This is a genomic window from Streptococcus mitis (assembly GCF_003942685.1).
Classification (GTDB): Bacteria; Bacillota; Bacilli; order Lactobacillales; family Streptococcaceae; genus Streptococcus; species Streptococcus mitis_CD.
Genome location: NZ_RJNR01000011.1, coordinates 46,752 through 67,437, shown reverse-complemented (window position 1 = coordinate 67,437; position 20,686 = coordinate 46,752). Strand labels below are relative to the sequence as shown.

Genomic DNA, 20,686 nt, shown 5'->3' with positions numbered 1-20,686 from the left:
TCCCTTGCTGTAGCTAAGGCATTCGCCTTATAGTCTGCTTGCAAATGATTGATAGCATATTGTGCAGTGTCACTATTAAAACCTTCAAAAATTAACATCCTATAAATTCTTTTTTTTGACAAATGAATCCTATTATAAGCTTGTGCTTCCTTTAAAGCTGCTGAGTATGGATTCCCGTTTGCCGGTTTTGGTTGCCGCACACCATCGTATCCTACATAGTAACGGCCACCATCTACCCATTTGCCCCTAACCATTTCACCATCTGATTTAACATAGTAACGACCACCATCTACCCATTCATTCTTGGCCATCTTACCATCTGATTTGAGATAATAATTTCCTACCCATTTGTTGCGAGCAGAGCTTCCTTCTGCTGTTAGATAATAATATGAACCATGCTTTTTATCATAAATCCAGTCACTTTTAACCTTTTTTCCATCAGAATCAACATAATAACGACCACCATCTACCCATTCATTTTTAGCTCTCTTTCCATCTGATTTGACGTAGTAATTTCCTACCCAGCCAGACTGAACTTTAGATTTTGATTTATCCTGTTTAGGAGTTGTTTCTTTAGGTTTCGGTGCTGGCTTCAGCGCAGGTTTTGGTGCTGGCTTCGGCGCGGGTTTTGGTGCTNGCTTCGGCGCAGGTTTTGGTGCTGGCTTCAGCGCGGGTTTTGGTGCTGGCTTCGGCGCGGGTTTTGGTGCTGGCTTCGGCGCAGGTTTTGATGCTGGCTTCGGCGCGGGTTTNGGTGTNGGCTTCGGCGCAGGTTTTGGTGCTGGCTTCGGCGCAGGTTTTGGTGCTGACTTCGGCGCAGGTTTTGNTGCTGGCTTCGGCGCAGGTTTTGGTGCNGGCTTCGGCGCAGGTTTTGNTGCTGGCTTCGGCGCGGGTTTTGGTGCCGGCTTCGGCGCGGGTTTTGTATTCTCTTTTACAATCTTACCATTTTTAGACGTATCCTTTTCTTGAGCAGATACTTTCTGAGATGAGAAAGGCAACATCCCCATTGTATCTGAAAGAGAAACAAGTGCAAAAGTAGTTGCTGCTAAACTTGTAACCAAAATTTTTTTTGATTTTCTCATAAAAATCTCCTTTTCTTATGATTTACACTTATAGTATACCATATCCTTAATCTTTTTTACATTAAAATAATAACTATACAAGCACTAATCTGAAGCTGAGCGAGTAGAAATTGAAGCTTATTTAAACGTAGGACTCAAACCGGCTGAGTTTACTCATAGACTGGGGAGAAACCAACGGGACATAGCATAGATGCCTTTGTTCACACCTATAAACTCCAACACCTTTTTGAAATTGGAAAATCCATTCTGTTCTGGGTGAAAAGACAATAGGAGAACCTTCTATTTTGAACTTGGTTATAGTCCGCAAAAAAGCTGTTTGAGTTCACTCAAACAGCTTGAAAAATACTCTCTTAATCAGAGGAAAAACTTTGTTGAACTTGACTTGATAATTGAAGTAAAAATACTTATTTAAAATGATTAGTCGTCAAGATGTTGAATTGCATAATTAGCTTCTTCTTCTGTAAATTCTTCACCATAAGGCGAAACTAGTTGCTTATAAATTGCTGACTTCGAATCCTTAAACCATTTTCGATAATTCTTTGCTTTAGCTAAGGCGTTTGATTTATAATCTGCATTCAAATGATCGATGGCATATTGTGCAGCATCACTTTGAAATTTTTCTCCATATTTTGAAGTTAATTGCTTATATAAGCGTTTTTTAGACATATTTGCCCACGAGTTATAACTCTTTGCCTTTTCTAAAGCAGCAGAATATTCACTATTGGTTGATGCTTTGGTTTCCCATAATCCATTAGCTCCTACATAGTAACGACCTCCATCAACCCATTCACTTTTAGCCATCTTACCGTTTGATTTGAGGTAGTAATTTCCTACCCAAGTATTACGAGCGTAGCTACCTTCGGATGTTAGATAGTAATATGAAGCATAGTTCTTATCGTAAACCCACTCACTCTTAGCCATCTTACCATTTGACTTCAAATAATAATTGCCTGACCACGCATTGCGAGCATAGCTACCTTCGGATGTTAGATAGTAATATGAACCATAGTTCTTATCATAAATCCATTCACCTTTAGCCATCTTACCATTTGACTTCAAATAATAATTGCCTGACCACGCATTGCGAGCATAGCTACCTTCTGATGTTAGATAGTAATATGAACCATAGTTCTTATCATAAACCCACTCACCTTTGGCCATCTTACCATTTGATTTAAGGTAGTAATTACCCACCCAAGTATTACGAGCGTAGCTACCTTCGGATGTTAGATAGTAGTATGAACCATGGTTCTTATCATAAATCCACTCACTTTTAGCCATGTATCCGCCTGATTTGAGATAGTAGTTACCTACCCAGGCATTTTGGACATAATTTCCTGATGCATCTAGATAGAAGAATGAATTATATTTTTTATCAAAAATCCACTTACTAGTGACTTTTTTACCATCTTGATAATAGGATGAACCTAACCAACCAGACTGAACTGTAGGTTTTGGTGTTGGCTTCTCATCTGGTTTTGGTGTTGGCTTTGGTTTTTCATCCGGTTTTGGTGTTGGCTTTTCATCCTTTTTTGGAGTTGAAGTAGTTGATTTTTTATCAGTCAGCTTCTTAATGGCCTCTTTAAACTCTTCTACTGTTCCTTTCCACTCTATGTAATTGGCACCAGACTTATTCTCATTAGCTATATAGTTACGATCGGATTCTTGGAAATAAGATAATTCTGGAGTAGTTTTTGTAGCCCCAATAATAGGAATATTAACAGTTCCCTTCCATCTATTAAATATTTCTGCATCATTCGGAAGAATAATATAATATTTTGCCGTTGGGGTAAGAGTTTGTGTGTCAGCCTGCACCGTTTGCGCTGAAAGAGGTAGAACTCCTTTTGTATCTACAAGAGAGACCAAACCTAATGTTGCAACTGCTAAGCTTGTCACTAAAACTGTTTTTGACTTCATCATCAAAAATCTCCTTTAAATTTTTATTGTTTACGGTTACATTATAACACAAATATGTATTAATATATACTAAAAGCTATTAATAGATAAAACTCATAATACTATCACTTGCAACTCATACAAGCCCCTGACTGCATTACAGCCATAGATAGCTTCTGCTCCCTTCAAATCTTCTATGGTCAAAACTTTCTCTTCTGCCTGTCCTATTTCCAGCAAATGCTGACGATAAATTCCTGGCAAGATTCCAAGTCGGATAGGCGGTGTATAGAGTTTCCCATCGATTTTCAGAACCAAATTTCCGATAGAGGTTTCAAGAAGTTCTCCTTTTACATTATGATAAATGATCTCTTGTTCCTCTAGGCTCAAATGCGGTCGGTGAGTCGTTTTGAAGTAGGTAAAGGCTTGTTGCAAATTGGCTTCCTGCAGACAAAGTTTGGCCTGACAAAAACTTGGACTGAGGGGTGTTAATACTCGGCGTTCGACTTCTATCTCTCCAGACTTGCTGAGAGAAATACGCAAGCGGTAATCTTGATTAGCATCACAAGCCTGACACTCCTCCTCTATCTTTTGTTTCAAGTTTTCTGAATCAAATGGAAAGGCAAAATACCGACTAGCTTTTCTCAGCCTTTCTATATGTTGATTCTCAAGCAGCAAGTTCTTCTGGCTGATTTTCCCTGTAGTAATCAGTTTGAAACGAGCTTGTTTACGATAGAGAACTGCTGCCTTTTGATGAACCTCGCGGTATTCAGACTCCCAAGTGCTATCCCATGTAATGCCTCCGCCAACTCCATAGATAGCTTGCTCCTTGTAGAGTTGAATGGTCCGAATAGCAACATTAAAAATTCGTCGCCCATTTGGAAGCAGGAAACCAATGGTTCCGCAGTAGACTCCACGCGGTTGTGGCTCCAAGTCCTTGATAATCTCCATAGTCGCAATTTTCGGTGCTCCCGTTATGGAACCGCAAGGAAAAAGAGAACGGAAGATTTCAACAAGGTCAATTTCCTCTCGCAACCGACTCTTGACAGTCGAAGTCATCTGCCAAACAGTTGAATACTGTTCCACTTGGCAGAGACGCTCCACATGTTCACTTCCCACTTCAGAAATACGGTTCATATCGTTGCGCAAGAGGTCCACAATCATCATATTTTCAGAGCGATTTTTGGGATCCTGTTCCAACCAACTGGCCTGCTCCAAGTCTTCTTGGTCAGTCACTCCACGCTGAGTCGTTCCCTTCATTGGTCGCGTTGTCAACTCACGGTCATTTTGCTCAAAAAAGAGCTCTGGACTCATGGAAATCACTGCCATCTCGTCATGTTCAACATAAGCATTGTAGCCCGCCTCCTGCTCTACTACCATACGATTGTAGATGGCAAAAGGATTGGCACTTAAGTCTTGTTTTAGTTGTACGGTGTAGTTGACCTGGTAGGTGTCCCCCTGCCGCAAATGATGATGAATCTGGGCAATCGCCTTTTCATAATCCTCTGCAGACGTTACTTCCTGCCAATTTGAAGGCAAATCAACCTCATCATAAGTCAGAGGAATAGGGGATGTTTCTACGCTGTCATGAACTGTAAAATATAGCAGGTACTCTCCCAGTAAAGGAGCTTTATGAACTGCTAATTTCTCCTCAAAAGCAGGTGCAGCCTCGTAGCTGACATAGCCCACCACATAATAGCCTTGCTCTTGGTAGCTTTCCACTTGTGCCAGCAAATCTGCCACTTCTGCTACATTTCTCGTTTTTAACTCTTTAATAGACTGGGTAAAGATGTATCTCTCCCCCAAAGCCCTAAAATCAATCACTGTTTTTCTATGCATATTTCAAGTATAGCATAAAAAGGCAGATTCAGACAAAGCTGATCTACCTTTTTATTATTTTCTTACTATTGATTATGCTTTAGTGAATAAATCACCAGCAAATCCATCTGATTTTTGCAAGAGTTGTTTGTAAACCTTCCATTTAAGATCTACAGTATTCTTGAAATCATTACCTTGAAGGTCTTTTTCGACCGCTGCATCAAATAAGGTCTGAAGTTGTGCGTAAGTTGAAATCTTTTGACCATCGATTTCAATTTCAACAAAACCTCTTTGGGCTTTTTCGTGTACTTCATGATACCATGCTTTCTTCCATGCTTCTAAGCTTTGGAATTTGCCGTTAGAAACTTTATTAATAATAAAGTCATCACCAAGACCTACATTACCTGCTGCTTTAGATTCTTGTTTGTATTTGTTTGATGCATAACCTAAGAACCCGTCTAGGTAACCGAAGTAACCCCACATACGGAAGGTATTATGTTTGAATGAGATTGAACCAACCGCACTCTTACTTGTATTACCACCATAAATACCTGTCATCATATTTACTACAGTATAAGCAGAATCAAATCCTTCAGTACGGTAATGACCATTTCCTGGTAATCCATGTTTCGTTGCAAAGTTTCCATCAACCAGTTGATCAATACTTGTCAGCTTCGTATTCTTTTCGCCATCATTCAAATCACGAACTAAATCCCATTGGTGTGGTTCACCAACTAAGCCATTGCGATCCGCTTTTTCACGATATTTCTTATCGATCTTCTTGAACCACTTATCATTTGTTCCAGTATTTTTCTTGATTACAGACTCAGCTTCTAAGTAATCAAGCATCATCATGGATTCATTGTAATTCTTCATGTAGTGATCGATTTTCTCACGACTATTTAACACATTTGGATTATAGTTGTAAATTTGATTTCCATCATTTTGACGTTCGTAAGCCATGTTTAATCCTAAGGCACCATATTCACCATTTGGATTTGAAACTGATGGTGATTGCAACATACCTTGAGCAAAGGCTTCAACGTCTGTTCCTTCACGGTGACGCCATGTTCCTAAGTAGGCCATACGGTCATTGATGTGAGTTGTTTCGTGAGTGAATGCAGATGTACCAAAATCACTAATCATGCTAGAGATGATGTAATATACGGCCTCTTGTGGTTGTGGATTTTGGAAGATATAAGCGTATGCACCCATTCCATTGTATCCGTGCCACTTATCAGTCGGACCATAGAATTCACGAATTGGAGCAAAATCGCCTTTCTTCGTATGTCCCATACGGTCAACCCATCCCAAACCTGGTACATCATGGTTATCCCAAATTGCAGATGGTACCATATTTTCACTCTTAAGAAGATTATTTCGTACATTATCAGCAGCAAGTCTTGACCAGAAGTCTAAATAATTGATTTGTTCTTGCGCACGTAAATCAACTTGCTTCTTGAATGCTTCACGTTCTTCTGCCGTATTCTTACCGTATTTCTCAAATGAACTAAACGCAATGGTATTATAGGTTGTAATTAAGATCATATGCGCTTTCTTCAGGTTCAGAAGTGGTAGAATATAACGTCCGTGATGTCCATTATTAATTACTTCATATAATTTATGTTTCTTATTAGCGAAATCTGGATTTGATGATTGTTTCTCAACAACATAAGCGTTATCTGCAATGTTATTCTTGAACCAAGTATTCATATCTGTTTCACTAGTGAATAATTCCATGTTGTACTTCAGGAATTCGTGTAAGTTAGCTTTACCAGTAGCACTTGCAAGAGCTCTGTTAAATGCATCATGTGATTGATCACCTTTTAGGTTGTTACCATTTGAAGCGAAGCTGATTAATCTATCAAGTACGTTAACGTTCTTACCGTAGAAATCAGGTTTGAAGGTCATCATATTTTTGATATTTAATCCGTCAAATTTAATTCCATAGTATTGGTTTAAGTAAGCCAGAGCTAACATGATTTTAGCTTTGTTATCTTCAACTTTTTTAATCAATGCACGTTTAGCTGCTTCGTCCGTATTTAATTGATGGTCTTCATTTTCAACTAAAGCTTTAACTAAAGCATCAAGATTATCTTTAACTTCTTTAAAGCTTTCTTCCATGTATAACATCTTAGGATTGTTATTAATCTTACGAACTTCATCTGAATCAAGTTCAACAGAAGCTAATTTAGCTTTGATATCGCTGATCAATTGTGTCCTATCTTTAACAACCATATTTGGTGTATAGACAATATCACCTAATCCTTCAATACTATATTCACGAACTTGTTGAACCTTAGATTCTTTTTGTGTAATATCTTTAATTTCTTTCGTCTTATCAGCGTAATGAATCATAATATGATCAGCATCTGATAAGTCGGTCACAAATTGTCCATCTTTCATACCTGTAACAGATAAAACTTCAGTAGTTAGTAATTTAGAATCTGCAGGAATCTTGTTCCCTTGGTTGACAATCCATTCTTTATTGTAGAATGGTTGAAGTTTTTCGATGTTACGATAAGCAAGTTCGCGAGATGCGTCATAATCTTGAGTATCTTTATAAGTATCTGTTTTTGGTTTTACGTTATTAAGTGCATCTTCAACAAGAGGTTTAATTTCAAACTTATCAGCTGTAATTCCGAATGATTCTATTTTTTTATTTGCATCTTCTAGGCTGATTTCTTGGATTCGATTACTACGAGAACCGTTAAATGAGTGAGAACCTTCACTCACATCTTTAACAACGTAGTTTCTTTCAATCCAGTTTTTTGTGTAATATCCACCTTCTGCTTCTAAATCTCTAGAACCGTAGAATTCTTCACCGTTTTTGACTTTCATCATTGAAACTGTGTCAGCAACACGCCCCCATGTCCAGTTTTTACTAATGAAACCACCTACCTCAACAGGGTTCTTCACATCAATAGTTCCTTTAGTAACAGCGTTACGAACAGAAGCGTATTTATCAATACCATTAGGATCAGAACCGTTATCGGTTCTAGCGACAAGTCCACCAACACGTGCTCTATCTGCAACAATATCAGCATCTACGTATGCATGTTTAATATTACCACGCCAAAGTTCTCCGGCGATACCACCAAGATCCCAACCTTTATTACCGACACCTGTTAGTTTACCGATGAAAGCAACATTTTTAAGAAGTCCACCAGTATCTCCTTTATTTACGATACCAGCAATACCATCTTTACCAAGGATACTACCAGTTACCTTAACATTTTCAACTGTGGCATTTTTAATTACTCTTGATAGTGCGGAAATATTTTCAATCCAAGGCATATTAATATTAACATTACCTAAGTTAATGTTTTTAACTGTACCGCCTTCAACGTTATCGAATAACTGACGAGCCATATTATGAATGGTATATTGTTTACCGTCAACACTTGTTAAAGTTCCGCTAAATTTACCAGGTACATATTGTTTATTCGGAGTTGGTACATTTGCTGCATTCAAATCTGCACCAAGTTTAAAGGTACCACTTGGATTAGCTTTCATAGCCGTTACTAGGTCGTTAAAGCTATAATATACATCACCATCGTGTGCTTTTTGTTTTTCAAAGTAATGGACATACTCTTCGCTAAGTGTGTTGTCAGCATTCCGTTGAATCAAATCAGGTGCTTTGGCAGTGACTTTGTATAAAGTTTTTCCGTCTTTTTCTACTTCTTCAATCTTGTCAACAGCAAGTCTTGTTATTTTGTTATCATGAGTGGTCACTCGTAAATAAAGCGGAGCAAGATCAGCTGGTTTTTCTGTCAGCAAACTAGTATCTGTTTCATTACCGTCAGCATCCACACTCATCAAGCTTGTTTCTTTGATGTTTTTGATTTCAACTTTTTTGAGGTCAATTCTTAGAGGTTCTTCTTTCAGAACTTCTTCCTCATCACCCTCACCACGGTCATAAACCATCTTCGTTTCAAGTTTATAATCTTTATAGTACTGTAGTTCTGTCACAGAAGCTGTTAGATCTTCTGGTGAAACATTCAAGGTCTTCACAATCTCATCACCTTTTTTCAGAGTTAGAGTGATAGATTTAATGGCTGCTTTACTTGGATTTTCCAAATTATAACGAATTTGAGATGATCGTTTCAAATCATTAACATCAACAAGTGACAAACTTAAGATTGGTTTTTCAAAGTTTTTAGTTCCTAATTTGACGATACGATCTTGGTCTAACTCCAGAACCTGTTCCACAATTTTAGGTGCTTCTTCAGTTTTTAAACCTTTGAGAGTTTTGTAAGTCTTGGTAACTTTTTTCTGCCCATCTTTTCCTTCTTGGACAGTAACTCTTTCACCCTTTTTCAGTTGGTCATCTTCTTTAAGAACTTCCTTAAATGGAATCTTTTCAAGACTTTCTTCCACCAGAGTTCCTTCAATTGGTTTTGTCCCACGGCTTATTTTTTTAGTGACTGGTTCTTTGACAACAGTAGTTGTTGTATTTAAAACTTGGTCAGTCTCAACACCTTCGAGAGTCTTATAAGTCGTTTTGGTAATTTTACTGCCCTTTTCTCCATCTTGAACTACAGTTTCTTCATCCGTATATTTGGTTGGATCCTCGATAATTTCTGTCTTATAGTCAATCTCAGTAGTAGTTTCTTTCGTAACCGCTCCCTCAGTTACTTTGTACTCAGGTAACTGTTCTTGTACAAGGGCTTGGCCAGTTTTACCTTCCTCTTGTGTACCTTTTACTTCGATTGGAGCTTCTGGTAAGGTTGGTTGTGTTAAAGCTTGACCTTCCTTGCCTGCCTCTTGGGTTCCTTTTGCTTCAACTGGAGCCTCTGGTAGTTCTGGTTGTGTTAGAGCTTGACCTTCTTTGCCTGCCTCTTGGGTTCCTTTTGCTTCAACTGGAGCCTCTGGTAGTTCTGGTTGTGTTAGAGCTTGACCTTCTTTGCCTGCCTCTTGGGTTCCTTTTGCTTCAACTGGAGCCTCTGGTAAGGTTGGTTGCGTTAAGGCTTGACCTTCTTTGCCTGCCTCTTGCGTTCCTTTAGCTACCTGATGCGTTGGTTCAGCTTGTGGTACTGGAGTTGGGGCAGGTTGCTCTTCTTTCTTAGTTCCGACTGCAATGACTTGCGAAACAGGATTTTGAACCACTTGGTCTTCGATGACTTCTCTAACTTCTTGACCATTAACCATCGATACTTTGGTTACAATGCGACGCTGACCATTTACTCCAGCTGTGACGATACGAGTCTGTCCTTCTGCTAGATTGGTATCTGGGCTTGTGACTGTTTCAAAAGGAATATCTACCAAGCTCTCTTCCAGTCTTGACTGAGGTTTCTCAGAAACTGGTTTTTCTTGAACTACTTCTGTCTTATCAATTTCATTTGCACTTTGCTTTTCTACTGGCAACTGAGGCTTCTCAGCTGAAGCTGGCCTTGATGGATGGAGTTCTGCTTCCTTGAAGTATCCAATGTATTCATAGCCATCAATGTGGATAATCCCTTCAGCCAAACCTTCATGTGTAGAAGCCGAAATAGTTTGGTTATAAGAAAGCAATTCTTTATTTTCAAACGCAAATGTGGTGAAAGGAACAAAGTTGCTTGCACCAATCGAACTAATTAATAAGACACCAAGCACCTTACCACGATGTTTTTTAGAGATTAATAAAACAGCCAAAGAAGCCGTAGCCAACCCTATACCAGCCAAGGCTAATTCTTTACTCCCTGTATAAGGAAGTTCTTGGTAGGTACTAGCTTTCTTTCGATACACTGCATAGATAATATCATCCTCTTGAAACTCCGAAGGGACTTCATGGTGAATTAAGGCTTTTTCAGACTCGGTCAATTCCTGCTCCGCCAAATAACGGTAATGAACGCTATGAGCTCCACCAACTTCATTGGCTTGTACCTTATCTACTGAAAGGGCACTTGCACCAAAAAGGAAGGCCCCGATGGCTACAGGACCAACCCCAACAGTTAACTTGCGAATGGAATATTTAGTAATTTTTTCAAGTTGTTGTTTTGTTTTTCTCATTCTTATGACTTTCTAATAGAATCTTGCGGATAGTGCGCACGCGCACCTCCAATTAATTTTGGACGGCTAGCAAGAGCCGTTACATGGGCATGCCCAATTTCTCTCAAAAGAGGGCGAATCGGAACCTGAACATGCTTGACATGCATACCAATTGCAGTGTCTCCGATATCCAATCCAGCATGAGCCTTGATAAATTCAACCTCAACTGGATCTTGCATAAACTTGAAGGCTGCCAACTGACCTGAACCTCCTGCATGAAGGGTAGGAAGGACACTGACGATTTCCAGACCAAACTGCTCTGCAACCTGACGTTCAACAACGAGGGCCCGATTGACATGTTCACAACCTTGAACGGCTAGATGAATTCCTTTTTCCTCTAGGATGTCTAGAATGGTCTTCACAATGATTTCCCCAATTTCTTGGCTGGATTCCTTGCCAATCTGACCACCTATCACTTCACTAGAAGAAAGGCCCAAAACAAAGATAGATCCTTGCTTCAAATTGGCCTTTTCTAATACATCTTTTACAATCTGGCTTGTTTCTCTTTGAATGTCTTTTTCCTTCATAATTGATACCTCTTTTGTCATTATCTATCATATCGTTTTTTCTTATTTTTAGCAAGATAGACAACCTAGAAAGCTTGCCCAATTACGCATAAAACTCCCAGAATTGACTGGGAGTTAGCTAGTTTCTATTCTATTTATGTATATTTCAACCGTCGTTCCTTTGCAAGGTGCAGAATCAATCTTCATCTGATAATCTTCTCCAAAATGAAGTTTGAGGCGTTGGTCAACATTTTGAAGACCTACTCCTCCACGTTTGAGCTGACTCTGACTACTATCGCTAGGATTTTGGAAGCCAACTCCATCATCCTCAATGCGGATGACCAATCCTGAATCCTGTTTCTGGACAGAGACTCTAATATGACCCTGACCTTCTTTCTCCTTGATTCCATGGTAAAGGGCATTTTCTACCAAGGGTTGTAGGACCAGCTTGGGCAAAACTAGCTGATCAAAGGCAGGATTTTCATCAATCTCATATTCTAGCTTATCTCCATAGCGTTGTCTCTGGATAAAGAGATACTGGCGGACATGGTTGATTTCGTCAGACAGGCAAATCAAATCTTTACCCTGATTGAGCGCCAAGCGGAAGTAGGTAGCCAAGGACTTGGTCACCTGCACCACACGCTGACTATCCTGAAATTCAGCCATCCAGATAATAGTGTCCAAGGTATTATAGAGGAAATGCGGATTAATCTGGCTTGACAAGGCTTGAAGTTGGTACTGACGGGTCGTCTCTTCCTGCCTGCGAATATCCGTCATCAGCTGATCAATCTGATCCAACATGGCATTGAACTGACGAGTCACTTCTCTCAGTTCATGGGCACCAGTTTCCTTGGCACGAAGATTCTGATTACCAGAAGCAATCTCCAGCATGGTTTCTCTCAAGTCATTCAGAGGAGCAATCCAGCGTTTAAGACTAAGCCACACCAAGCAGAGACAGGCAAGAAGAGATGTGACACTGGCTCCAAGCAAGGTCCACATGAGTTGACTCCGAACCTGGTCTAACTTCTCCAACGAAGACACACCAAGCACCGTCCAATCAGTTCCAGCAATCCTTTCCTGACTGACGTAGGATTTGTGATCTGGAGTATAGCCCTGCCCTGTCTCAATGTAGGGTTTCATAGCCTCCATTTCGCTAGACGAACTATAAACAGTGTGTTGAGGATGATAAACAAATTCATGGTTTTCATTGATGATAAAGGCAAAGCCCTGCTGCCCCAACTGAAGTTGATTGAGATAGGCTTCCAGAGTTTCGTAGGAAATATCCAAACGAAGCACACCCAGATTGGCTCCCTTTGAATCAACAAGTTCCTGAGTAACAGAAATAACCCACTGACTGTCCGATTTACGAGCTGGTATCAAAACAGGCTTAGCCCCCTGATGAATGGCCTTTTGGTACCAATCCTCAGCCATCATATCAGAGGAAGTTTTCATCTGCACACTATCATCGGTAGAAATGACCTGACCGGATTTGGTGACCAGTACAACAGCTTTCAAATCTTGGTCTGCCTTCAAAATAGTCAAAAATAGATCTCGAATTCCCTTGACCTTTTCTTGACTGGGATTCTCAGCATAGGATAAAACATCTGCCTGCTGGGTCAAACTAGTCGAGGTGGTTTCTAATTTTTTGATATAAGACTGGATAAAGTGGCTAGTTTGGCTGATAGTCGTCTGGCTATTGCCCTCAATGCTAGCCTCAATGGCTGATGAACTAGATCGATAGTAGAAAGTCCCAACCAGAGCTAGGAGAATGAGAAAGACAAGAAAGATGGAAATAACCATTCTGACTAGGAGAGAAGAACGCTTCATCGGCCTTCTCCCTTCTTAAACTGACGAGGTGTCACACCTGCAATCTGTTTAAAACGTTGGGTAAAATAGTTCATATCTTCAAAACCAACCTTCTCTGCGATCTCATAAATCTTTAGATCTGTAGTTAGAAGCAAGAGCTTGGCTTGTTTGACACGTTCTCTCACCAGATAATCCTGAAAAGGGAGGCCCAACTCTTTCTTAATCAAAGAACTCAGATAAGTCGGGCTAAAACCCAAGTCACTGGCCAAAGACTTTAAACTAAATTGGCTGTCATCAAGATGAGACTGGATTTTCTGAGCCATGTTTCCTTCAAACTTATCAGTCAATAGATCTTGTAACTGCTCTTCCTTTTCTTCCTTATCCAACTTTTTCTTGATTTTCCCCAACATTTCCTCAATATCCTGACGAGAAAAGGGCTTGAGCAGGTAGTCATCCACACCTAGTTTGACAGCAGACAAGGCATAATCAAAATCATCGTAGCCTGTTAAAAAGACCAAATGAACCTGAGGATAGGTTTCTCGTACCAGACTGGCTAACTGGATGCCATTCAGCTGAGGCATGTTGATATCGGTTAAAATAATATCTGGCACCTGTTTTTGGATCAAGTCCCAAGCCTGCCTTCCATTTTCAGCCTGACCGATGATTTCCATATCGTAGGCTGCTACATTGACCAGTTTAGTCAAGCCTTGTCTTACCAGATATTCATCTTCTACGATTAAGATTCTATAGGTCATGCTTCTCTCCTTTGCCACTTACTAGTATCAGTATAGCAAAATTCTCCTCTAACTGCTTAGGAAAGCCCTCTTAATCAACATAATCTAGTAAATAAGCATATCCTTTTTCTTCCATTTGATCTTTGGGAATAAAGCGGATAGAGAGACTATTAATACAGTAGCGCAAGCCACCCTTGTCCTGTGGTCCATCCGTAAAGACATGGCCAAGGTGAGAATCTCCAACTCGGCTCCGCACTTCCATGCGTGTCATATTGTAAGACTTATCTTCCTTATAGGTGGCAACATCTGGACTGATAGGTTGGGTAAAACTAGGCCAGCCACAACCAGACTCAAACTTGTCCTTTGATGAAAAGAGGGGTTCGCCAGTTGCCACATCCACATAGATACCAGATTCAAATTTATCCCAGTAGCGGTTTGAAAAAGCCCGTTCTGTTTGATTTTTCTGGGTAACTGCATACTCCTCAGGTGACAAAGTCTTTTTCAATTCCTCGTCACTTGGTTTGGGATATTTGCTGGCATCAATGACGGGATAGGCTGCCTGATTGACATTGATATGGCAGTAGCCATTTGGATTTTTCTTGAGATAGTCTTGGTGGTAATCCTCAGCCACTACAAAATTCTTCAAGGTTTCCTTTTCAACTGCTAAATGTTGATCGTATTTCTTAGCCACCTCATCAAAGACTTGGTTAATCACCTCTAAATCCTTGTCATCTGTGTAATAAACACCAGTACGGTACTGGGTTCCTACATCATTTCCTTGTTTATTTTTGCTGGTTGGATTGATAATGCGGAAATAATGAAGCAGGATTTCCTTGAGAGAAATTTGATTGGCATCATAAGTAACATGGACAGTTTCCGCATGTCCTGTTTGGTTAATCAACTCGTACTTGGTTGTTTCCCCTCTACCATTTGCATAGCCTGATACGGCATCTGTCACCCCGGGAACGCGTGAGAAGTATTCCTCCACTCCCCAGAAACAACCTCCAGCCAGATAAATTTCGTGCAAGTCTGCATCTTTACTCACTTCTGTTTTTTTCACTGTTTTTCCTCCTTGGCTAACTGATGCTTTCTCAATTTGCGAGCTATCTGTCTGCCCTGCATTTCGCATCAACAGAAAATAGAAACCGCTTATGGCTAGGAAAAAGATTCCTGCCAAAACAAACAATTTTACTTTATCATTCATGACCTTTCGCTACCCCATTTCTTTCAATGTTTTTAAAATCATATCCTTGTCCATAAAACCAGGTTGCGTTTTAACCAGCTTGCCTTCCTTGTCTATAAAGGCTTGAGTTGGATAAGAACGGACACCATAACTTTCCAAAAGTTTGCCTGATGGATCAATTAGAACTGAAATATTTTTATAATCCAAGCCCTTGTACCAGTTCTTAAAGTCTGCTTCTGCTTGTTCACCCTTGTGACCAGGAGACACCACTGTCAAGACCACATAATCATCACCAGCATCTTTAGCGATTTCATCCGTATCTGGAAGACTGGCTAGACAGATGGAACACCAAGAAGCCCAGAATTTAAGATAGACTGTCTTACCCTTATAATCAGATAAACGATAAGTCTTGCCATCTACTCCCGTCAGTTCAAAATCAGCAACTTCCTGACCTTTAGTCGCAGTTTGCGCACTGACTTGTTCTGTTTTTGTTTGCTCCTTCATAGTAGATTCGTCTGACATATTTTTAGCAGAACAGGCTGCCAAGCAACAGATTGAGCCGACTCCAAGGAGACATGTTTGCCATTTTTTCATTTCTTCTTCCTCTCTATTCAAATAATGTAGTCAAAATGGAAGCATTTCCCAAAAGCACCAAGATTCCCATCACGATAATGAGGAAACCACCTACTTTTTTGAGGGTTCCAAGGTAGGGATGAAGTTTTCGGAAATGTTTCAAAACATAGCTGGAGGCAAGAGCTAGAACCAAAAATGGTAGTGCTAGACCCAGCGTATAGATTAACATGAGACCAGCTCCCTGCCAAGCACCTGAGCCACCTGAAGCCGCTAAAGCCAAAACAGAGCCAAGAACCGGCCCCACACATGGCGTCCAAGCAAAACTAAAGGTTAACCCCAGTAAAAATGCCTGACTATAGCCCTTACCCTTTTGCCCCTGTCTCTTTAATTGTAGCCTTCTTTCCTTGTAGAGTCCCTGAAAATGTAAGACTTCCATCTGGTGCAAGCCTAAAAGAATGATAACCGCACCCGTCACATACTGAAACCAAGAAGCATACAGCAAATTGCCTAAAAAACCAGCTCCATAGCCCAGTAAGATAAAGATAAAAGAAATACCCGCTATAAAGGCCAGAGTTCGCAATAAACTGACAACTGAGATTGAAAATTTGCCACTAGAAGCCTGAGCACCATCTTTGTCATCCAACAAGACCCCTGCATAGACTGGTAACAAGGGTAAAATACAAGGAGAAAAGAAGGAAAGAATTCCAGCAAGAAAAACACTGATAAAAAAGATTATATTATCCATTGCCTTCCTCCATTCTTTGATTTGATAGGACTATTATAGCCCCAAAACTCAAGAAAAAACAGGGACAATGATAGGAAAAAATAGGAATTTAATCAGGTTATGTATAAAATGTTGCAAAAAAAGCCAGACAAAGTCTGACTTTGATGGAAACAGAAAAGAAAATTCACTAGTCTTCCCTACTTATCTGATAATAAATAAGGTCCGCAAGATAGCCTTTTCTCTCTACACCATTGGTAATAGTCTTTAGATAGGACATTCCAGCCTTCTCCATGACACGACCAGAAGCTGGGTTGAGACTGGCATAACGTGCCTTGACTTTTTGAAAGCCTACTTGAGTAAAACAGAAGTCCAAGACAGCTTTCAAGGCTTCTGTCATAATCCCATATCCCCAGTAAGCCTTGCCAAGCACATAGCCTATTTCACAAGAAGAATCGTTCTCATCTATTGCAACAATGCTGATATCTCCAATCACTTGCTCTGGGTTGTCTTTCAGGCAAATGGCCCATTTGTAATAGTTGGGATTGGCATAGGAGGCAACCCAATTGCGAATCGAATTTCGAGTCACCTTGACATCAGGATGAGGATCCCAAGTGACGTAGGTTAGATTTTCAGCGGACGAAGCCCAATTCTGAAACATGGCTTCTGCATCACTTTCCAAAAATCTTCGCAAGATTAAACGATCTGTCTGTAATATTTGCGTACCGATTGCTTTCATGACGCTACCTCGCTTTCTGATAGATGATTCTATGTCCAATCTCCATTGAAACTTGTTTTGCTTTTGAATTTCAAGGTAATAAGCTAAAAAGGTCCCCCGGACCTTCTTCGCTTACTTGTTTCCGTGCTCGGGGTAAAAAGACTAAACTCAGTAACAACTAAAAAACAAGTTGTTCATCTAGTTCCTTGACGCAGTCGCTGTCTGGTTTGAAATGCGCTCTAGCAAGCTTTTTCAAACCTAGTCATCGTTGCGGGGGTGAGACGACGAAATCGAACTCTGTGAGTTGCCGGACCTTCTCTCGCTTTCTTATTTCAAGGCGAGAGGCTGAAAACCTCCACTGGAGGTTTTCACTCCCAAAAGTCATCGAATACGGTGATTGGTAGGTGGCGTTTGTGTTGGCCTTTGTGCCACCAGTTTTCGATAGTCGCTTGGGCTTCTGGGCTGATTGTTTTGCCTTCTAGGTAGTCGTCAATCTCTTCATAAGTGACTCCGAGGGCCACTTCGTCAGCTAGACCTGGTTTATCTTCTTCTAGATCTGCCGTTGGGATTTTTTCATAAAGGGCTGGGTCTGCACCAAGTTCCTTCAAGAGTTGTTTTCCTTGGCGTTTATTAAGACGGTAAAGAGGGAGAATATCCGCACCACCATCACCAAACTTGGTAAAGAAACCTGTGATATTTTCCGCAGCATGGTCTGTCCCAATGACCGCTCCGCTATGGGAACCAGCAAGGGCATACTGAGCAATCATACGGCAACGAGCCTTGATATTTCCCTTGTTAAAGTCTGAAACAGGACTACCTGTTGCTTCGACCGCAACTGTCATGGCATCTGCAGATTCCTTGATATTCACCACTAAACTGACATCTGGCTGGATAAAGGCTAGGGCTTTTTGAGCATCTGCTTCATCAGCTTGCACTCCATAAGGCAGGCGGACAGCGATAAATTTGTAGCTGTCATCTCCAGTTTCTGCACGCAGTTCTTCCATAGCTAATTGAGCCAATCGACCTGCTAAGGTTGAGTCTTGTCCTCCAGAAATTCCTAGTACAAAAGTTTTTAGGAAGGGATGTTTTTCCAGATATCTTTTTAAAAAATCAATGGAACGATGGATTTCTTCCTGGGCATCAATCACTGGTTTGACACCCAGCTCTTGGATAATCGTTTCTTGCAAACTCATTCTTCTTCTCCTTCACCAAGGGCTTCCTTGCGCATTTTGTCAATCAAGTCCATCTTGTCTTGCCATACATCACGCGCCAAATCCACTGGATAATGCTGCGGATTGAGCACACGCTTGTATTCATCCCAAAGCTTGTCAAATTCCTTACGAGCATAATCCTGAATCTCAGTCAAGCTAGGCAGATTGTAAATCAATTTTCCGTCTTTGAAGATATCCACTAAGAGAGGAACAGCGTCAAAATTACGAACGGTCTTCTTGATGTAGGTGTAAGTCGGATGGAACATCTTGATTTCTGTCATGTCACTCACATCAACACCATCATAAGTGATGTAGTCACCCTCTGACTTGCCTTTTTCACGACTGGTAATGCGCCACACCTGCTTCTTACCTGGTGTAGACACTTTTTCAGCATTATTTGACAGCTTGATGGTATTGCGCATGTTCCCATTTTCATCTTCAATGGCCACAATCTTATAAACTGCACCAAGAGCTGGCTGGTCATAGGCTGTAATCAGCTTAGTTCCCACACCCCAGACATCAATCTTGGCCTTTTGCATCTTGAGGTTGAGGATGGTATTTTCATCTAGATCATTAGAAGCATAAATCTTAGCATCTGTAAATCCAGCCTCGTCCAGTTGCTGACGGACTTTCTTAGAAATGTAGGCAATATCCCCTGAGTCAATCCGCACACCCATAAAGTTAATCTGGTTACCCAGCTCACGCGCCACCTGAATGGCAGCTGGCACACCAATACGAAGGGTGTCATAGGTGTCCACAAGAAAGACACAGTTTTTGTGGGTCGCAGCGTAAGCCTTAAAGGCCTCATAGTCGTTACCATAAACCTGTACCAAGGCATGGGCGTGAGTCCCCAAGACAGGAATATCAAAGAGTTTACCAGCACGCACATTGCTAGTTCCATTGGCGCCACCAATCACCGCTGCGCGTGTTCCCCAGATAGCTGCATCCATTTCTTGAGCCCGACGTGTCCCAAACTCCATCAAGGGTTCATCTTCAATGACTGAACGAATACGAGCTGCCTTAGTCGCCACCAAGGTCTGGTAGTTGACGATGTTCAAAAGAGCCGTTTCGACCAATTGACATTGAGCTAGAGGGCCTTCCACCTGCACAATCGGTTCATTAGCAAAAACCAAGTCCCCTTCTTGGGCAGAACGAACAGTCAACTCCAACTTGAAATTGCGGAGATAGTCCAAGAATGACCCATGATAGCCCAGCGACTCCAAATAGGCAATATCGCTATCTGAAAAACGCAAGTCTTCAAGATAATTCACAATTCTTTCCAAACCTGCAAAAACTGCATAGCCATTTTTAAAAGGCTGTTGGCGGAAATAAACCTCAAAGACCGCCTTTTTATTGTGAATCCCTTGGTCAAAGTAAACCTGCATCATGTTAATCTGGTACAAGTCCGTGTGCAATGTCAAACTATCATCTGGATACATACTTTTCCTACTTCCTTAGCTAGAAACACATGAAAATTTTCAAGAACTTTCATGTATTCCAATAAATTAGTACTATTATATCACATTTTAGCTGGATTGAGAAAAGAGTAACAAGCTATTCTCAACTCTCCAGTTCATCCATATCTTGTTCAAACTTTTTTTGAGCCCATTCGCCATAGCTCTAACGCAATTTATAAATGTCATTTTGTAAAATTTTATTAACAAAAAAAACTCTCTACCACAAAATAGAGAGTGTTAAGTTTAAATATAGGATTTCAAAATATCGACGGCATCGCTTCTTTTCTTAACCTTATGACCTTGATTCCCAATTTCTCAGCTACGATTGTATTGTCCTCACTATCACCTAGAAAGACACAATTTGTAGGATTTAACTGGTATTTATCGAGAATCTCCTTCATACTTATGTCAAGTCCCCCTCTTTGCTTTATGATTTCATATTCTCCTTACAAATCTTTTTGGTAATAAAATCTTTTTCCTGTGTAGGGATAGTTTTGCAAAGCAAAGACTTCCTTGTAGCCATGCCTTTTATAAAAATCAGGAGCTTGAAACTGGTAAGTATTGACAAAAGTAAAACGACAGTTTCGATTCTTAGCTTCAGTTTCTGCTTGCCGCAATAGCTTTGAACCGATTCCTTGCCCTCTCAGTTCCTCTTTTACAAATAAATACTCAATTTCTAGCCAATTTCCAAAAGTCTCTGCTATCAAACCTGCCAGGAGATTGCCCTTTTCATCTTCGACATAAAGATTAAGTGGCTCACTTTCAGCTTCTTCTCTTTTTGAACGGTTATAAACACGAATCAGATTCCCTATTTCCTGGACTTTCTGTGATTCCTCATTTTCCAATCTAAAGTACATCTAAATCTCCTCAAATACTGTTACAGCTTGATTATAGTCTTATTTCAATAGACTGTCAAACTAGCAAAAACCCACCAATCTAAGTTGATGAGTTTCAAAT

The 20,686-nt window shown here is 40.5% G+C and carries 14 protein-coding genes; all 14 read right to left on the bottom strand.

The annotated features are described in order from the left end of the window. Positions 1–998, bottom strand: a 998-nt coding sequence (locus D8855_RS07995) for an Ltp family lipoprotein (RefSeq protein WP_474104122.1), incomplete at its 3' end; no start/stop codon positions are given. Positions 999–1,496: 498 nt separating this feature from the next. Continuing rightward, positions 1,497–2,996, bottom strand: a complete 1,500-nt coding sequence (locus D8855_RS07985; protein ID WP_260467373.1) for an Ltp family lipoprotein — start codon at positions 2,994–2,996, stop codon at positions 1,497–1,499. A gap of 93 nt (positions 2,997–3,089) precedes the next feature. Further along, a complete protein-coding gene (gene pabB, locus D8855_RS07980; RefSeq protein ID WP_125416878.1) occupies positions 3,090–4,811 on the bottom strand; it encodes an aminodeoxychorismate synthase component I in 1,722 nt (573 codons plus the stop codon). Between the two features lie 72 nt (positions 4,812–4,883). Continuing rightward, positions 4,884–10,781, bottom strand: coding sequence for a ZmpA/ZmpB/ZmpC family metallo-endopeptidase (locus tag D8855_RS07975; protein WP_125416876.1), 5,898 nt, complete (start codon positions 10,779–10,781; stop codon positions 4,884–4,886). Positions 10,782–10,783: 2 nt separating this feature from the next. Further along, the gene (locus D8855_RS07970; RefSeq protein WP_000659517.1) at positions 10,784–11,347 is read right to left on the bottom strand and encodes a TIGR01440 family protein; all 564 of its coding nucleotides are present in this window, start codon (positions 11,345–11,347) and stop codon (positions 10,784–10,786) included. A 114-nt stretch (positions 11,348–11,461) separates the two neighbouring features. Further along, a complete protein-coding gene (locus tag D8855_RS07965) occupies positions 11,462–13,153 on the bottom strand; it encodes a cache domain-containing sensor histidine kinase (RefSeq protein WP_125416872.1) in 1,692 nt (563 codons plus the stop codon). Further along, the gene (locus D8855_RS07960; protein WP_125416870.1) at positions 13,150–13,887 is read right to left on the bottom strand and encodes a response regulator transcription factor; all 738 of its coding nucleotides are present in this window, start codon (positions 13,885–13,887) and stop codon (positions 13,150–13,152) included. The genes D8855_RS07965 and D8855_RS07960 overlap by 4 nt, the downstream gene beginning before the upstream one ends. A 70-nt stretch (positions 13,888–13,957) precedes the next feature. Next, the gene (gene msrB, locus D8855_RS07955; RefSeq protein WP_125416868.1) at positions 13,958–15,070 is read right to left on the bottom strand and encodes a peptide-methionine (R)-S-oxide reductase MsrB; all 1,113 of its coding nucleotides are present in this window, start codon (positions 15,068–15,070) and stop codon (positions 13,958–13,960) included. Positions 15,071–15,079: 9 nt separating this feature from the next. Further along, complete coding sequence (locus D8855_RS07950) at positions 15,080–15,643, bottom strand: redoxin family protein (protein WP_125416866.1); 564 nt, start codon at positions 15,641–15,643, stop codon at positions 15,080–15,082. 13 nt (positions 15,644–15,656) lie between these two features. Continuing rightward, positions 15,657–16,367 (bottom strand): thiol-disulfide oxidoreductase-associated membrane protein CcdA2, encoded by a 711-nt coding sequence (gene ccdA2 / locus D8855_RS07945; RefSeq protein ID WP_125416864.1) that lies wholly within the window; start codon positions 16,365–16,367, stop codon positions 15,657–15,659. Positions 16,368–16,533: 166 nt separating this feature from the next. Further along, on the bottom strand, positions 16,534–17,082 hold the full coding sequence (locus tag D8855_RS07940) for a GNAT family N-acetyltransferase (RefSeq protein ID WP_125416862.1): 549 nt from the start codon (positions 17,080–17,082) through the stop codon (positions 16,534–16,536). A gap of 347 nt (positions 17,083–17,429) precedes the next feature. Next, a complete protein-coding gene (gene nadE / locus D8855_RS07935; protein ID WP_125416860.1) occupies positions 17,430–18,254 on the bottom strand; it encodes an ammonia-dependent NAD(+) synthetase in 825 nt (274 codons plus the stop codon). Next, positions 18,251–19,711, bottom strand: coding sequence for a nicotinate phosphoribosyltransferase (locus D8855_RS07930; protein WP_125416858.1), 1,461 nt, complete (start codon positions 19,709–19,711; stop codon positions 18,251–18,253). Before D8855_RS07930 ends, nadE begins: the two co-directional genes overlap by 4 nt. A 464-nt stretch (positions 19,712–20,175) precedes the next feature. Further along, on the bottom strand, positions 20,176–20,586 hold the full coding sequence (locus D8855_RS07925; protein ID WP_125416856.1) for a GNAT family N-acetyltransferase: 411 nt from the start codon (positions 20,584–20,586) through the stop codon (positions 20,176–20,178). Positions 20,587–20,686: the final 100 nt, after the last annotated feature.

Excerpts from the sequence above, each read along its gene's own strand:
- D8855_RS07985 (WP_260467373.1), bottom strand. The coding sequence starts at position 2,996 with ATGAAGTCAAAAACAGTTTTAGTGACAAGCTTAGCAGTTGCAACATTA.
- pabB (WP_125416878.1), bottom strand. The coding sequence starts at position 4,811 with ATGCATAGAAAAACAGTGATTGATTTTAGGGCTTTGGGGGAGAGATAC.
- D8855_RS07975 (WP_125416876.1), bottom strand. The coding sequence starts at position 10,781 with ATGAGAAAAACAAAACAACAACTTGAAAAAATTACTAAATATTCCATT.
- D8855_RS07970 (WP_000659517.1), bottom strand. The coding sequence starts at position 11,347 with ATGAAGGAAAAAGACATTCAAAGAGAAACAAGCCAGATTGTAAAAGAT.
- D8855_RS07965 (WP_125416872.1), bottom strand. The coding sequence starts at position 13,153 with ATGAAGCGTTCTTCTCTCCTAGTCAGAATGGTTATTTCCATCTTTCTT.
- D8855_RS07960 (WP_125416870.1), bottom strand. The coding sequence starts at position 13,887 with ATGACCTATAGAATCTTAATCGTAGAAGATGAATATCTGGTAAGACAA.
- msrB (WP_125416868.1), bottom strand. The coding sequence starts at position 15,070 with ATGAATGATAAAGTAAAATTGTTTGTTTTGGCAGGAATCTTTTTCCTA.
- D8855_RS07950 (WP_125416866.1), bottom strand. The coding sequence starts at position 15,643 with ATGAAAAAATGGCAAACATGTCTCCTTGGAGTCGGCTCAATCTGTTGC.
- ccdA2 (WP_125416864.1), bottom strand. The coding sequence starts at position 16,367 with ATGGATAATATAATCTTTTTTATCAGTGTTTTTCTTGCTGGAATTCTT.
- D8855_RS07940 (WP_125416862.1), bottom strand. The coding sequence starts at position 17,082 with ATGAAAGCAATCGGTACGCAAATATTACAGACAGATCGTTTAATCTTG.
- nadE (WP_125416860.1), bottom strand. The coding sequence starts at position 18,254 with ATGAGTTTGCAAGAAACGATTATCCAAGAGCTGGGTGTCAAACCAGTG.
- D8855_RS07930 (WP_125416858.1), bottom strand. The coding sequence starts at position 19,711 with ATGTATCCAGATGATAGTTTGACATTGCACACGGACTTGTACCAGATT.
- D8855_RS07925 (WP_125416856.1), bottom strand. The coding sequence starts at position 20,586 with ATGTACTTTAGATTGGAAAATGAGGAATCACAGAAAGTCCAGGAAATA.